At 74.2% G+C, this 14,751-nt stretch carries 10 protein-coding genes and 1 tRNA gene; 6 read left to right on the forward strand and 5 right to left on the reverse strand.

What is annotated here, in order from left to right; translation table 11 throughout:
- Positions 1–420 precede the first annotated feature (420 nt).
- The 3 genes from ABZ449_RS34270 (at position 421) to mscL (ending at position 3,271) form a co-directional block, all read left to right on the forward strand.
- On the forward strand, positions 421–1,770 hold the full coding sequence (locus tag ABZ449_RS34270) for an MFS transporter (RefSeq protein WP_360353922.1): 1,350 nt from the start codon (positions 421–423) through the stop codon (positions 1,768–1,770).
- Between the two features lie 127 nt (positions 1,771–1,897).
- On the forward strand, positions 1,898–2,209 hold the full coding sequence (locus tag ABZ449_RS34275) for an FmdB family zinc ribbon protein (RefSeq protein ID WP_360353924.1): 312 nt from the start codon (positions 1,898–1,900) through the stop codon (positions 2,207–2,209).
- Positions 2,210–2,851: 642 nt separating this feature from the next.
- Entirely contained in the window at positions 2,852–3,271 is a 420-nt protein-coding gene (gene mscL / locus ABZ449_RS34280; RefSeq protein WP_360353926.1) for a large conductance mechanosensitive channel protein MscL, read from the forward strand.
- A 77-nt stretch (positions 3,272–3,348) separates the two neighbouring features.
- On the opposite strand, the gene ABZ449_RS34285 is transcribed toward mscL, so the two are convergent.
- The gene (locus ABZ449_RS34285) at positions 3,349–3,540 is read right to left on the reverse strand and encodes a hypothetical protein (protein WP_360353980.1); all 192 of its coding nucleotides are present in this window, start codon (positions 3,538–3,540) and stop codon (positions 3,349–3,351) included.
- A gap of 153 nt (positions 3,541–3,693) precedes the next feature.
- Complete coding sequence (locus tag ABZ449_RS34290; protein ID WP_360353928.1) at positions 3,694–4,665, reverse strand: sigma-70 family RNA polymerase sigma factor; 972 nt, start codon at positions 4,663–4,665, stop codon at positions 3,694–3,696.
- A 422-nt stretch (positions 4,666–5,087) separates the two neighbouring features.
- Between ABZ449_RS34290 and ABZ449_RS34295 the strand changes: the two genes are divergently transcribed.
- Positions 5,088–5,909 (forward strand): phosphatase PAP2 family protein, encoded by an 822-nt coding sequence (locus ABZ449_RS34295; RefSeq protein ID WP_360353930.1) that lies wholly within the window; start codon positions 5,088–5,090, stop codon positions 5,907–5,909.
- 127 nt (positions 5,910–6,036) lie between these two features.
- Here ABZ449_RS34295 and ABZ449_RS34300 read toward each other — a convergent pair whose 3' ends face one another.
- Together ABZ449_RS34300 and ABZ449_RS34305 are read right to left on the reverse strand one after the other, a co-directional pair.
- Complete coding sequence (locus ABZ449_RS34300) at positions 6,037–8,502, reverse strand: ABC transporter permease (protein WP_360353931.1); 2,466 nt, start codon at positions 8,500–8,502, stop codon at positions 6,037–6,039.
- 262 nt (positions 8,503–8,764) lie between these two features.
- Positions 8,765–8,837: transfer RNA gene (locus ABZ449_RS34305), tRNA-Arg, on the reverse strand.
- Positions 8,838–8,979: 142 nt separating this feature from the next.
- Here ABZ449_RS34305 and ABZ449_RS34310 point away from each other — a divergent pair.
- On the forward strand, positions 8,980–10,563 hold the full coding sequence (locus ABZ449_RS34310) for a glycosyltransferase family 39 protein (RefSeq protein ID WP_360353933.1): 1,584 nt from the start codon (positions 8,980–8,982) through the stop codon (positions 10,561–10,563).
- Between the two features lie 133 nt (positions 10,564–10,696).
- On the opposite strand, the gene ABZ449_RS34315 is transcribed toward ABZ449_RS34310, so the two are convergent.
- Positions 10,697–13,144, reverse strand: a complete 2,448-nt coding sequence (locus ABZ449_RS34315) for a serine hydrolase (RefSeq protein ID WP_360353934.1) — start codon at positions 13,142–13,144, stop codon at positions 10,697–10,699.
- 298 nt (positions 13,145–13,442) lie between these two features.
- On the opposite strand from ABZ449_RS34315, the gene ABZ449_RS34320 reads away from it, so the two are divergent.
- On the forward strand, positions 13,443–14,183 hold the full coding sequence (locus ABZ449_RS34320) for a GPP34 family phosphoprotein (protein WP_360353936.1): 741 nt from the start codon (positions 13,443–13,445) through the stop codon (positions 14,181–14,183).
- The last annotated feature ends 568 nt before the right edge of the window (positions 14,184–14,751 follow it).

A 14,751-nucleotide genomic window follows, 5' to 3' on the forward strand; every position in this document is an offset into this window, starting at 1 on the left:
TGGCGATGCATCGCCACCACTTGGCACTGCGTTTCACCCGCCCGCCGGGCCCCCCCGACAAGCCCCCCCCCCCCCAAGTCTCGTCCGGGAACCCGCCCCCCCCCCCCCGCCCCGACCCGCCCCGACCCCTCCGGACACCTTCGGCTCCGGCCCCGTCGGCCGGGGGCCGGGGTGACCGGCGGTATCTACGCGCGTAACTGCTATGATGGTTCGATCACACCGTATGACCACAGCTAGACCACCCCAGCATCTGCCTGACGCAGAGTTGGCGCGACCGCTCGGCGGCCGCGGTCCGGTGCCCGGCCACCACGCCGGACCGGCCCGGTATCTACCCCGGTCGACGCGCGAGAGGACGACTCTCGGCGCCGTCGGGGCTCCACCATGCCCTGCCGCGCTACCAGGCAGCAGGAAGGACCGACCGTGACGGCGCGCCGAACGGTCGACACCGCCGCGGACCACGCGGCCACCACCGCAGCTCCGGCCCCCGCCCGCGTCGGGTACGGCGAGCTGCTGCGCACGCCCGGGGCCTGGACGTTCCTGTCCCCCGCCCTCGTCGCGCGACTGCCGTACGCGATGCTCAGCATGGGCATCCTGCTGCTCGTCACCCAGACCCACGGTTCGTACGGCACCGCCGGTACGGTCACCGCGGTCGCCGCGGTCGCCCAGGCCCTGATCGGGCCGCAGACCGGGCGGCTCGCCGACCGCTACGGCCAGGCCGCGGTGCTCGTCCCGAGCGTTCTGGTGCACGCGGCCGCGGTCGGCGCGCTGATCGCCCTCGCGCTCGGCCACGCGCCCGCCTGGATCCTGTTCCTGATCGCCGTCCCGGCCGGCGCCAGCGTGCCGCAGGTCGGTGCGATGGTCCGGGCCCGCTGGGTCGCCAGGTTCACCGCGGACGGCGCCTCCGAGGCCTCCGCGGCCCGGGTGAGCACCGCCTTCGCCTTCGAGTCCGTGACGGACGAGTTCACCTTCGTGATCGGCCCGATCCTGGCCTCCGGCATCGCCGCCCTCGCCAGCCCGGCCACCGCCCTGGTCGCCGAAGCCGCGCTGACCGTCGTCGGCGGCCTGGCCTTCGCCGCCCAGCGGCGCACCGCCCCGGCCCGGATCGTGCCGGAGCCCGGCACCAGGCGCGCCTCGGCACTCGCCTCCCCCGGCGTCCGACTGCTGGCCGGCACCTTCCTCGGGGTCGGCGCCGTGTTCGGCGGCATGCAGGTGTCGGTGAACGCCTTCGCCGACTCGGTCGGGCAGCACGCCGCCGGCGGCACCGTGTACGGGATCTTCGCCGGCGGCTCGATGCTGGCCGGCGTGCTGTACGGCGTGATCGCCTGGCGGCGGCCGGTGCAGCAGCGGATGCTGATCAGCTACGCGCTGCTGGTGCTGGGCTGCTCGGTGCTGTGGGCGATGCCCAACCTGGTCGCGCTGACCGTCGCCGGGCTGACCTGCGGGCTGGCCATCGCGCCGACCCTGATCAGCGGCTACACCCTGGTCGAGACGCTGGTCGCGGACGGCGCCAAGACCGAGGCCTTCACCTGGCTGACCGGCGCCATCGGGCTGGGGCTGGCCGTGGGCTCTATGGCGGCGGGCCGGCTGATCGACGGGCACGGGCCCTCGACCGGGTTCCTGGTGCCGCTGGCCGGGGCCGGGGCGGGTCTGATCGTGCTGGTCTCGCTGCGGCACCTGCTGGTGGCGCCGGGGCGCGGGGCGGCCGGCACGGGCGCCGCCGCGGCGCAGCACGGCGGTGCCGGGCGGCTGGTGGGCGCGGCCGAGGGCTGAGCCGGGCGGCGGTCCGGCGGCCGGGCCCGATCCATCTCACACCGGAGTCGCTGGACTGATCCCGCGGAATGCCGCATCATTGACCATCGTTAGCACTCATCACGCGAGAGTGCCAGGAGGAAGACAAGTGCCCACGTACCAGTACCAGTGCACCGAGTGCGGCAACGGCCTGGAGGCGGTGCAGAAGTTCACCGACGAGGCGCTGACCACGTGCCCCGACTGCCAGGGACGACTGCGCAAGGTCTTCTCCGCCGTGGGCGTCGTGTTCAAGGGCTCCGGCTTCTACCGGACCGACAGCCGCTCGTCCTCCAGCAGCACGGTGGGCGCCGGGTCGTCGTCGACTTCCTCGACGCCGTCCTCCACGTCCTCGTCCACGTCCTCGTCGTCGAGCTCCGGCTCCTCCTCGTCGACGTCCAGCCCGGCTCCGGCCGCGAGCTGACCGCGGCGCCGGGCCATCGGCCCGGGCGGCCCGTAGACCTCGGAAGGCCCGTCGGCCCCGCTTCCACGCGGGGCGGCGGGCCTTTCCGCGTTTCCCCCCGGGGTCCGACCGCCGATTCCCTCCGCTCCCCTTCCCCCCCACCGCGGACCGCGGGCCCTCCGTCACCGCGGGCAGGTCGAAGCAACTCGTGCGGGTGAACGAAGTCGTCCACGGCGGCGGGTTTTCCACAGGCTGGGGAAATCGCTTTCGGAGTTCGCGGGAAACGCTCCATCGTGTGGGCATCCGGTCCGCGAGGGGCCGGCCGCCGACACGTCCGGAGGTGCGTCCATGACGACCGCGAGCTTCTCCCTGCCCCTGCCCCTCCCGCTGCCCGCTCCCGCCGTACCGCCCCGGCAGGAGCTGCCGAGCTTCCCGCCGATCCGGCGCGGGTGCGGCGGGTGGCACCGCTGGCGCAGTGCGGTGCGACGGCGGGCCGGGGCGCCCGTCCTGATCCTGCTCGCGGTGGCGGCGGCGCTGGCCCTTGGGCCCGCGCGGGCCGGTCTGCCGCCGCCCCCGGGAGGCGCATTGAGCCGGACGGGTTGTCAATCCGGGCCTACGGAAGATCACCCGTAACCAGGAGGCGACTTCGTCGTTCGAGGCGGCATGAAAGGCTTCAAGGAATTCCTGCTGCGCGGAAACGTCATCGACCTCGCCGTGGCCGTGGTCATCGGCGCGGCTTTCACCAACATCGTCAACGCCTTCGTCAAGGGCGTGATCAATCCGATCGTCGGCGTATTCGGGACGAAGGACCTCGCGTCCTACAGTTCCTGCCTCAAGGGGCCCTGCGAGGTGAGCCCGGCCGGTGAGGTCACGTCCGGAATCCTCATCCTGTGGGGATCGGTGCTCAGCGCCGCGCTCCAGTTCCTGATCACCGCGGCGGTCGTCTACTTCGTTCTGATCGTGCCCATGAACCGGTTGGCGGCCCACCGCAAGACCCTCGCCGAGAAGGCGGCGGACCTCGAGGCCAAGGAGGTCACCCTGCTGACCGAGATCCGTGACGCGCTGGTCGCGCCGCTGCGCTGACCGACGGACGCCGGTCGGCGCACGGTCCCCGTTCCCCAGTCCCCGCTCCTCAGCCCCTGTTCATCAGTCCCGGTTCCTCAGTCCCCGTGGTGCGGCGGGCGCTGGCTCAGGTACCAGTCCAGCCCCCGCCCACCGCTCTCCCCCGCCCCGGGGCGGGCACCCCAGCCCGCGTCGGTGTCGTCCCTGGACTGCTGGTCCAACGGGTCCCGGAAGACCAGCCGGGCCTTGGCGGCCTCGGCCTTCCGGGGCTCCTGCGCCTGGTCCCGCACCTGGTCCTCTTCCTGCCCCTGCTCGCTCAAACCGTCCACTCCGTCCGTTCGTCCCTCCCCTCCAGCCTAAGAGCCCCGTGGCACGCCTCGGGCCCCGGTGCGGAACACTCCGCGCCAGGGCCCGGATGAGGGCTCGGCCTGTCAGGCGGCCGGTCAGGCGGCTTCGAAGCCCGCGTGGTCGGCGATCTTCTTCAGCTCGGCCAGCGCGTGCTTCTCGATCTGGCGGATCCGCTCGCGGGTGAGGCCGTGCTGCTTGCCCACCTCGGTGAGGGTGCGCTCCCGGCCGTCCTCCATCCCGTAGCGGGAGCGGATGATCGAGGCGGTGCGGTCGTCCAGCCGCCCGATCAGGTCGTCCAGCTCCTCCCGGCGGAGCATGACCATCACGGCGTCCTCCGGGGACGTGGCCCCGGTGTCCTCGACGAGGTCACCGAACTGGGTCTCGCCCTCGTCGTCGACCGACATGTTGAGGCTGACCGGGTCACGCGCCCAGTCCAGCACGTCCTTGATCCGGGCCTCGGTGGTGTCCAGCTCGGCCGCGATCTCGGCCGGCTCCGCCTCCCGGCCCAGTTCCTTGGACTTCTCCCGCTGCACCCGCCGGATCCGCCCCAGCTCCTCCACCAGGTGCACGGGCAGCCGGATGGTGCGGGACTGGTCGGCGATGGACCGGGTGATCGCCTGCCGGATCCACCACGTCGCGTACGTGGAGAACTTGAAGCCCTTGGCGTAGTCGAACTTCTCGACGGCGCGCACCAGGCCGGCGTTGCCCTCCTGGATGAGGTCCAGCAGCGGCAGGCCGCTGCGCGGGTAGCGACGGGCGACGGCGACCACGAGCCGGAGGTTGGAACGGATGAAGACGTCCTTGGCGCGCTCGGCGTCGGCGGCTATCGTCTCCAGCTCCTCGCGCGTGACGCCGTCGGGGAGTTCGCCCTCGTCCATCAGGTGCTGGGCGTACACGCCGGCCTCGATCCGCAGCGAGAGCTCGACCTCCTCGGCGGCATCGAGCAGGGGCGTCCTGGCGATCTCGTCGAGGTACATGCCGACCAGGTCGCGGTCGGCCTCGAAGTTGGTCGGGCGGGCCGCGCGACTCCGGTCGGCCCTGTCGCGAACGACGGCACGGGTGGCCATGCTTGCTCCCTTTGCTGGTGTTGCCGAGGTCTGCCTGCCTGCCTCGTGAGGGCAAGAAGTGCGGGCCCCTGGAGGCTCACACGTAACGATCCAACGAACAGATTCCGGACAACATTCCCAAGTCACTCAGATTCTTCCCCGCGATGCAGTATCCTGCCGGTTTTCACCCCGGCCTGGACGCTGGGTGACCGATCGGGCACCTTCCGTGCCACCGGGTGACCGCCTGCGGGGCGAGGTCTTCACGCGACCCACACGCCTTCGCCGCCTACCCGTTGAACCCGCGGGCGGCCGCCGACGTTCCCGCGCTCCCCGCTTTCCGCCCGCGCCCACACCCCGGCGCACGCAGGTCCTCCCCACAAACGATGCCGAATCGCTATCACTCCGGCTCTTGCTCGGCCCGGGGCACTGGGAAGGTGTCAGCCATGCACCTGACCAACGGCACGACCCGCCTCACCGCGCGTAACCGCAGTCTCCTTCGGGACGCCGCGCTCGCGCTGGGCTGTGCCGCGCTGTTCGGTCTGCTGGCGACGCTGGTCACCGGCCAGTGGCGACCGCTGGTCCGCTTCGACCAGGAGTGGATCGGCGAACTGCACACCTACGCCCGGGAACACCGGATGTGGACCGCCTCGGTGCAGACGCTCTCGGACATCGGCGCCACCGTCACCATGCGTACGCTGCTCGGGATCGCCGCCGGGTGGCTCTGGTTGATCGGCGCGCGGGTGCTGGCCGGCTGGGTGGCCGCCCAGGCCCTGGTCGGCTGGGGCGCCCAGTGGGCACTGAAGCTGGCCTTCGGCCGCAGCCGCCCCTCCTTCCCCGATCCGGTCTCGCACGTCGGCGGGCCGGCCTTCCCCTCCGGGCACGCCATGGCCTCGGCGATCACCTGCGCCGTCCTGGTCGGCCTGCTCTGGTACCGGGTCCGCCGGCGCGGCCGGACCGCCGCCTGCCTGGTGGCGGCGGCGACCGTGCTGACCATCGGCTGGACCCGGATCGCGCTCGGGGTGCACTGGCCCAGCGACGTGCTGGCCGGCTGGCTGGCCGCCGGCATCGTGCTGGGCACCGTGACCGCGGTGATCCAGCTCTGGCGCCCCGGCGCACTGGCCCGCGACGTACGGCGGGTCAACTGGCGCACCAGACCCCGGGTGCAGCGGGTCGTCGTGTCGTCCGGGCACTCCCCCCGCGCCGCCGCCCCGCCGGAGGAGTTCCCGGGCACCCCGTCCGGCCGGCCGGACGAGACCGTCCGCTGAGCTTCCGTCACCCCCGGGCCTGGCGGGACGGCCCTGCCCGACACCGCCGACCCGCCGCCGACCGGCCTTGGACGGGGCCGGGCCGGGTAGCAGCCCCGGCGCGACCCCGAACACCCACCCGCCCCGGTCAGGAGGCCCGCATCGCGGCGACCGCGCTCATGCGGCCGACGCGGCGGGCCGGGAGGACGGCGGCGGCCAGGCCGACCAGGACGGTCAGGGCCAGGGCGGCCAGCACCGGCAGCACCGGCGGGGTGCCGACCGTGCCCACCGTCGAGGTGATCGAGCGGGCGGCGGCCCAGCCGTAGGCGGCGCCCAGGGCGGTGCCCACCAGCGCGCCGGCCAGGGAGAGCAGCAGTGCCTCCAGGGTGAGCATGCGGCGCAGTTGTTCGCGCGACATCCCGATCGCACGCAGCATGCCGATCTCGCGGGACCGTTCGCTGATGCTGAGCATCAGGGTGGCCGCGACGCCCAGGCCGGCGATGGCGACGGAGAAGGACAGCAGGGCCATGCTGACGGTCTTCAGCCGGTCCAGCAGCGAGCGCAGGGTGTCCGCCTGGGCGGCCGTGTCGGCGACGGTCACCTGCGGGTGGTCGGCGAGGGCCCGGTCCAGGGCCCGGCGGGCGGTCGGCCGGTCGTCGCCGGCGGCCGGGCTGATCCAGGCCGTGGTGACGGACGCACCGGGGGCGAGGCGGTCCAGGGTCGCGGGCGTCACCAGCAGGGTGGCGCCGCTCTGCAGGGTGAACGGCAGGCTGCTGCGGCCGGGTTGGAGCCGCAGCTCGACGCCGCCGACCCGGCGCACCCCGGTCTCGCCGAGTCCGCTCAGTGCGGCGCCCCCGGTGAGCGCGCGGGCCCGGTCCACGTCGTCCGTCGAGGAGTTGAGCCGGGTGGGGTCGACGGCGGCGACCACGGTGGGCCGGCCGTCGAGGTCGACGGTGGCGGAGCGGACCGGGGTGACGGTCAGCCCGTGCTCGGCGCCGAGAGCGCCGAGCACTCCCGTCGGCAGGGCGGCGCCGGTGGCGGCCGCCGAGAAGACGCCGGGCTGACGCGCGGACATCACGGGCACCAGCGACTGCGAGGTGATGTCCAGCGCGGTGACCGCGCCGACCATCACGGTCACGCCGAGCAGCAGCGCCGAGCCGGTGGCCCCGGTGCGGCCGGGGTTGAGCCGCAGCTGCTGGGTGGCGAGCCGCCCGGCCGTGCCGCCGAGCCTGCGGGCGGGCCGGCCCAGGACGGCGACGACCGCGGGCAGCACCCGGTGGGACAGCCGCAGCACCCCGAAGAAGTTGGCGATGGCACCGACGGTGACGGCGAGCAGCGACAGCGGCGGCGGGGCCACCGCCCCGGCCACCAGCAGCGCCGTGCCCGCGACCAGCAGGACGGTGGTCCACACCGCGGCCCGCACCCTGGCCGCCCCGCCGGCCGGCGCGGGGGTGCCGCCGAGCGCGGCGATCGGCGGCACGGCCGCGGCGGCCTTCGCCGGACCGCGGACGGCCAGCAGGGTCAGCAGCACGCCGAAGAGTCCGGCCGGCAGGCAGGTCAGCGGGGAGGGCATCAGCGACAGGTGCACCGGTCCGAGGTCGAGCCCGCCGACCACGGCCGTGCCGAGCGCGCCGAGGGCGACCCCCAGCAGCACGCCCGCCGTCGAGGCGCCCACCCCGAGCAGCAGCCCCTGGCGGCGGATCAGCCGGCGCAGCTGCTGCCGGTCGGCGCCCACGCAGCGCAGCAGGGCGAGTTGGCGGGTCCGCTGGGCGAGCACCACCGTGAAGGTGTTGCCGACCACCATCCGGGCCACCGCGAGCGCGATCAGGACGAAGGAGAGCGCGGCGATCAGCACCACGCCGTACAGGGTGCTGCTCTGCCGGGTCGCCTCGGTGACCGAGGCCTCGCGGGTGTGCACCTGGGCGCCGGCGCCCAGGGCGGCGCGCAGGGCTTCGACGGTCCCGGCCCGGGAGGCGCCGGGGACGACCCTGACGTCGAGTCGGTCGGTGGTGACGCCGGTCGCGTAGCCGGCGACCGCGCCCGCGGGGACGCCGATGATCGGGACTCCGGCGAGGCTCGGCGCGCCCCGCTCGTCGAGGGTGCCGACCAGCCGGGCGGTGGCGGCGGTGCCGTCGGCCCGGGTCAGGTGGACGTCGGCGCCCACGGCGGCGTCCAGCCGGTGCGCGGTCCCGGTGTCGAGCAGCACCTCGCCCGGGCCGGTGGGCCAGCGTCCGTCCTTGAGTAGCTGCCAGCGCAGCGCCGGGTCCTCGGCGACGGCGCTGACCGCGGCGCCGCGGTCGAGCGGCCGCCCGTCGGCGGCCAGCACCCCGCCCTTGCCGGTCAGTCGCGGGGCCACCGCGGCCACCCCGGGGGTCTGCCGCACCTGCTCGGCGGCGGCCGCGTCCAGCCCGCCGGCCGCGGCCTTCCCGGTCACCTGGATGTCGCCGGGACCGACCTCGGCGGCCGCGGTCTGGCTGTAGGAGTCCACCAGCGCCCCGCTGCCGCTGACGGAGGCGATCAGGAAGGCCACTCCCAGCGCGATCGCGGCGCCGCTCAGGAGCAGTTGGCGCAGCTGGCCGCGCAGCTCGGCCACGGTGTATCGGTACGTCGTCATCGGTCCCCGGCTCGTCCGCCCTGACCGGGAACGATGCTCCGGCAGGGGTCTCGACGAGCCTAGGAGCGCGGCGGCCGCGCCTCATCGGCACGAGGTCTGCTTCATGATCACACCGCGGTCGGACGGCAGCCCTCCGCCCCTCCTCCCGGAGGGGTACATCGCCCCTGACACCGGTCGGGCCCGGCGGGCGCCAACGGCCCCGGAAATGCCGCAGGCCCCCTGCCCGGTGCGGGCGGAGGGCCTGTGACCTGCGCTTTCACTGTGCCCCAGACAGGAATCGAACCTGCGACACCGGCTTTAGGAGAGCCGTGCTCTATCCCCTGAGCTACTGAGGCGCGGCCCGGGCGCTACCAGGCCGTTCACAGCGTACCGGATCGGGGGTGGGGCGCGGGGTGACGGAGGGGATACGGGCGGGGAGGGGCGGCGTGCGGGCGGCCGACGGGCTGTCAGCGCCGGTCAAGTAGCCTGCCGGGCAGGGTGGGATCCGCCCCGTCGCGCATCGCCGAGGAGACGAAGGACCTGATGAAACCTGCTGTGCACCCGGTGGGTCGGCTGTTGGGGCAGGTGTGGGTGTGGCCCGCCGTGGTCATGCTGGCCGTGGGCGGGTACCGGCTGGGGACGCCGGACCTGTGGCGGGACGAGATCGCGACCTGGACGGTGGCCACCCGCTCGCCGGGAGACCTGCTGCGGCTGCTCCAGCACGTCGACGCCAGCAACGGCGCGTACTACCTGCTGATGCACGGCTGGACGGCGGTGTTCGGCGACTCGACGGTCTCCCTGCGAATACCCTCCGTGCTGGCGATGGCCGGGGCGGCGGCGTTCGTGGCGCTCACCGCCCAGCGGCTGTTCGGCAACCGGGTGGCCGCGGTCGGGGCGGGGCTGCTGCTCGCCGTGCCCCCGGAGATCTCCCGCTACGCCCAGGAGGCGCGCTCCTACGCGCTGGTGACCTGCGCGATCGCGGCGGCCTCCTACTTCCTGCTGCGGGCGCTGGAGCGGCCGTCCTGGCGGCGCTGGGCGCCGTACTGCGTGGCCATGGCGCTGGCCGGCGCGGGGCACCTGGTGTCCTTCAGCACGGTCGCCGGGCAGGTGGCGCTCCTGGCGCTGCACCTGTGGCGCACCCGCCCGGAGGCGGACCGGCGGCTGCTGTGGCAGTACCCGCTGGCGGTCGCGGTGGCGGCGCTGCCGGTGCTGCCGGTGGTGCTGCTGGGCAGCCGGCAGTCGGACCGGCAGCTGGGCTGGATCCCGGCCCCCTCCCTGCGCGGCCTCGCGTTCTTCGGGGAGCGCCTGTTCGGCTCGGAGGCCGTGTTCTACGCCTTCGTCCCGCTGGCGCTGCTGGCGCTGGCTCTGCCCGGCCGGCGGGTGCGGGCCTGGCAGGCGCTGATGCTCGCGGAGCTGCCGGTGGTGGGCGTCTGGCTGGTGTCCCGTCTGAGCGACACCTCGTACTTCCTCGGGCGGTACCTGCTGTTCACGGTGCCCGCGTGGGCGGTGCTGGCCGGCGGCGGTGTCGGGGCGGTGTACGGCGCGGTGCGGGCCCTGGCCCGGCGGCGCGGCCGGAAGCCCCGGGGGGCCGTCGTGGCGGCCGGGCTGCTGACGGTCGGGCTGCTCGCGGCACCGGCCGTGGCGGCGCTGCCGGAGCAGCCCGCGGTGCGGTACGTGGGCTCGCACAACGGCTCGGAGGAGCCGTTCAAGGCGGCGGCCCGGGAGATCGCGGCCGGCTACCGCTCCGGGGACGGGATGGCGGCCCCGCTGGGCGACCAGTCCTGGGCGATGGCCTGGCCCGGTGTCAGCTACTACCTGCCCTCGGACGTGCGCCCTCGTCCGGTGTTCGTCGCGCAGAGCGCCGACGACGCCGAGGAGCTCTCGCCGACGCCCTGCCCGCGGCCGGCGGACTGCCTGGGCGGGGCGTCCCGGATCTGGCTGGTGGTCCTCGGCGACACCCAGGACCCGCTGGGCGCGATGCCCACCGACCAGGCGCAGGTGCTCCAGACCCAGTACGGCGCCCCGGACCGGGTGACGCCGCTCGGCGGGCTCACCGTCGCGCTGCTCGACCGGGACGCGTAGGCCGCGGGGCACACGGGCGGAGGAAAGGGGAAGGGGAGCCGGCGCGGACCGGCTCCCCTTCTTCTTCGTTCGATGCCTCAGTGCCTCAGCGCATCAGCGCATCAGCGGCTCGGCGCATCAGCGGCTCGGCGCCTCACAGCATGCGCAGCAGCCGGGACTGGATGGACGGCGGGTTCAGGTCGGACTGGAGGGCCACCGGGACCTCCACCTTGTCGTCGCCCGAGCCCACCCGCAGCACGCCGACCTCCTTGCCGGCCGTCTCGGTGTGGCCGATCTTCGAGGTGTCCAGGGTGATCGTTCCGGAGATGCCGGGGAAGCCCGCCACGACCATGTCCTTGGTCGCGACGACCGGGACCTTGCTGCCGAGGCCGTCCTCCACCGAGCCGACGACGTCGCCCTTCTTCACCACGACCTGGCCGGTCACGCCGTTCTGCGCGGCCTGGATCTGCTTGCCGCTGACCTTCAGCACGGTCGGCAGGATGCCGTCGCCAGGGTTGGGCGAGGTGGCCTGCTGGCCCAGCGTGACACCGAGGATCAGCCGCTTCACGCCGCCGACCTCCTTGTACGCGGCCCACATCAGGCAGCCGCCGGCCGGGGTGCTGGAGCCGGTCTTGACGCCGATGACGCCGGTCTTCGGGTTGATCAGGTTGTTGGTGTTGGGGATCTTCGTGTTGTTGAAGTTGGTGTCCGGGGTGGAGACGATCTGCCGGAAGATCTCGTCCTGCATGACCTGCTCGGCCAGCTTCAGCTGGTCCTTGGCGGTGGACTTGGTGTCCGCGTTGTAGCCCGCCGGGTCGGCGTAGATGGTGTTGGCCATGCCGAGCTTGGACGCGGTGTCGTTCATCAGCTTGACGAACTCGGCCTCGGAGCCGGAGTGGTAGCGGGCCAGCAGCCGGGCCACGTTGTTGGCCGAGGGCAGCATCAGCAGCTCCAGCGCCTGGTACTCGGTGAGCACCTGGCCCTCGACGAGCGTCACCTTGGACTCGTCGACGTTGCCGGACTCCTGCGCGGCCTGCTTGTCGACGGTGATCTTCGGGCCGCTCTCCCCCTTCTTCAGCGGGAACTTCTGGAGGATCAGGTAGGCGTTCATCACCTTGGTGACGCTGGCGATCGAGGCCGGCGTCTCCTGACCCGAGCTGCCGAGGCTGCCGACGCCGACCACCTCGGCGGCGGACTGGCCCTTGGCCGGCCAGGCGAGGTCGAGCGCGTCGCCGGAGAAGTTGTAGCTGCCCGCGGCGGTCGACTTCAGCTTGGGGTCCGGCAGCGGGCGCAGCAGCTGGGCCACCGCGAGCGCGCCGAGCACCACGGCGAGGAAGACCGTCCAGATGGTCACCCGCTTGAGGGCCCGCCGAAGCGGCGAGACCGGGCGGGCGTTGAGGGAGGCCAGGACCTCCATCGCCTCCGCGGTGGTCTCCGGCGACGGCAGCGGTTCCGGTGCGGGCAGCGGCTCGGGCTTGGGCAGCGGCGGGACCGGCGGCACCGGCCGCGGGTCGGGCTCCGGCAGCGGCTTCGGGGCCGGTACGGGGGCGGGCGCGGGGGTCGGCTTCGGCAGCGGCGCCGGGCCGGGGGTCGGCTCGGGCTCGGGGACGGGCTCGGGCTTCGGACGCGGCTCGGGCTTCGGCTCCGGCACGGTGCCGGCCGGGGGAACGGCGCCGGCGGCGGAGGCGAGCAGCGGCGCGGGCTTCTCCAGCTTCTCGGCCCGGCCCGTCTGCTGACCAGGCTGCCCGGTCTTGGTCAGCGCGAGGGTCACGGGGCTGTTGGCGGGAGCGTCCTCGGCGTCGGGGTCCCCGGCGTCCTCCGGGTCGTCCTCGGTTCCGGCGTCCTCAGCGTCCTCAGCGTCCTCGGCCTTCTCGGCCCGCTCCGCGCCGTCGGCCTTGCGAGCGTCCTCGGCCTTGTCGGCGGTCTTCTCCGCCTTCTCCGCCGACTCCGCCTTCTCCGCCGGTGCGGCCGACTCCGCCGACTCCGCCGGTGCGGCCGCAGGCTCGGAGCCGCCCTCGGAGTCTGCCTCCTCTGACGGATCGGCCGCCTTCTCCCCGGCCTTCCCCACCGCCGTGGCACCCGTCCGCATGGCGAGACGCGGGTCTGCGGCGGCCGGACGCCCGGCGGGCTCGGTCACCTCGGCGGTTTCCGGCGAGGTCGCCTTCTCTCCCGCCTCACCTTCGGAACTCCCCTTGCCCGCGGCCTTCACCAGCTCGTCGGGCAGTCGCAGCGCGGTGGTCCGGTTGTCCACCGGCAGCCGCAGCATCGTCGTCTGGCTGTCCACATCCCGGACGCGGAGCTGCACGGTCGAGCCGCCCTTGGGTGCCGTCTCCGGAGCATCGGCGGGCGCCGCCGGGGCCGCCTCGCCGGAGGTCTCCGCGGGGCTGTCCGAGGAGGCGTCGGCGGGGGTCTCGGCGGGGGTCTCGGCGGGGGTCTCGGCGGTCGCCTTGGCGGCGGCCGCTGCTGACGCCCCGTCGGCCGCCGCACCGGAGCCGCCCTCGGCCGCACCGGCGGCGCCGACCGCCGTACCGGTCCGTTCGCGCTCGCGGTCCCGCTGCCGCTCGTCGCCGTCCCTCAGCACCCTGTCGGGGGACTCGCCCACGTATCCCAGCCTCCTCAACGCCCGGCGGGGCACCGGCGAACCCGATTTCGGGAAGCCGACGCCCCGCCCCGTGTACCTGTACAGTCTCCGCCACCGACGGCCGTTCCGGCCGCACACACCCCGCCCGACCGGCGCTTATTGTCGTCGCCCGGTCGCGCCGCGGCCTGTTCACCGGTCAGACGCCAGGCCCGCCGCCGCCGGTTCCGTGCCTTCACCGCAAGGTCACGATTCGGAGGCGTACTCGACAAGCCCGTGTGAGAGGCGTCACCCTGTCTCTCATCCACGCGGGGAGGCTTGGATGGGCAAGAGCCGCAGAACTGTTCCCGAGGAACTCTTGCTGCTCGCTTTGGACCCGACCACGGGTACCACGGCGCAGCCGCAGACCCTCGACCTCGGACTCGCCGGGGCGCAGCTCGTCGAGCTGTCCCTGGCCGGACGGATCGTACCGGAGGGAGACCGGATCGCCGTCGTGCTCGCACGACCGACCGGCGACCCGACCCTTGACCACGCACTGGAACTGCTGCGCCGACGCGGCAGTCCGGTCCGCGCGGCGCACTGGATCGGCGGGCCCCGGCTGGGGCTGCGGCAGACCTATCTGGCGCACCTGGAGCGCTGCGGCATGGTCACGGCCGTGCCCGGCCAGGTGTGCGGGGTGCTGCCGACGACCCGGTACCAGGCGTCCGACGACTGCACCAACGCCGCGATCAAGCAGCGGCTGGACACCGCGATCCGCACCGGCGTTCCGCCGGACCCGCGGACGGCGGCGCTCGCCGCGCTCGCCCACTCGGTCGGGCTGGGCAAGCACCTGTACCCGGGCAACGAGGGCCGGTCCTCGCGGTCGCGGCTGCGCGACCTGATCCGGTACGACCCGCTGGGCGGGATGGTCGCGCACGCCGTGATGGACGTGCAGAACGGCCTGCCGGCGCAGCAGAACCGTTCTTCCCAGGATTCCGGGGCCGCTGCCGGCCGTCCCGGTGCCCGTACGGCGGGCCGGGGTTCGGGCGGGCGGGTCTCCGCCTCCCGGGTCGGCGTCCGCTGACCGGGGAGGGTACGAGGGCCCGGAAGGGCAGGAGGACCGGGCAGGCCGGGCGGACGGGGAAGCCCGGGGAGCCCGGGAGGTCCGGAAGGCCCGGGAGGCCCGGGAGGCCCGGAAGGGCTCCGACGGCCGCAGCGGTCCGCACGGCCCGGCGGGCAGCCACCACGGCGCCCGACACCACCGGCCGCGCATCCGGCGGCGCACGCCGCCCCCCGCACACCGCCCGAGGGCGCTGAGCGACCCGACGCACGACCGGTGCCACCGGCACCAGAGGCAGCACCACCGGCACCACCAACAGCACCGAGGGGCGGTCGCCCCGCGACGCGAGTCGCCCGGCGACCGCCCCTTCGCCGTCCCCGGACGCCCGGCGTCCGCCCGCCCCCGCACGTGCCGGGGGCAGGTGCGGGCCGGTCCGGGGGCGGTCTCCGCAGTATCTGTCCGAGTCGTCCGAGCCGCATTACCACCTGGGGGATCTCGCTGTCTCGCGGAAGTACTTTTCCGATGATCTGTTCTACCGCGCTGCTGTGATTCCCCCGCGCCGACCTGGCCCAAGGTGTCATGCTGCTCCAAG

Source organism: Kitasatospora sp. NPDC005856, from assembly GCF_040629945.1.
Classification (GTDB): Bacteria; Actinomycetota; Actinomycetes; order Streptomycetales; family Streptomycetaceae; genus Kitasatospora.

Coding starts and splice junctions, on each gene's coding strand:
- mscL (WP_360353926.1), top strand. CDS start 2,852: ATGAAAGGCTTCAAGGAATTCCTGCTGCGCGGAAACGTCATCGACCTC.
- ABZ449_RS34290 (WP_360353928.1), bottom strand. CDS start 4,665: ATGGCCACCCGTGCCGTCGTTCGCGACAGGGCCGACCGGAGTCGCGCG.
- ABZ449_RS34320 (WP_360353936.1), top strand. CDS start 13,443: ATGGGCAAGAGCCGCAGAACTGTTCCCGAGGAACTCTTGCTGCTCGCT.
- ABZ449_RS34295 (WP_360353930.1), top strand. CDS start 5,088: ATGCACCTGACCAACGGCACGACCCGCCTCACCGCGCGTAACCGCAGT.
- ABZ449_RS34300 (WP_360353931.1), bottom strand. CDS start 8,502: ATGACGACGTACCGATACACCGTGGCCGAGCTGCGCGGCCAGCTGCGC.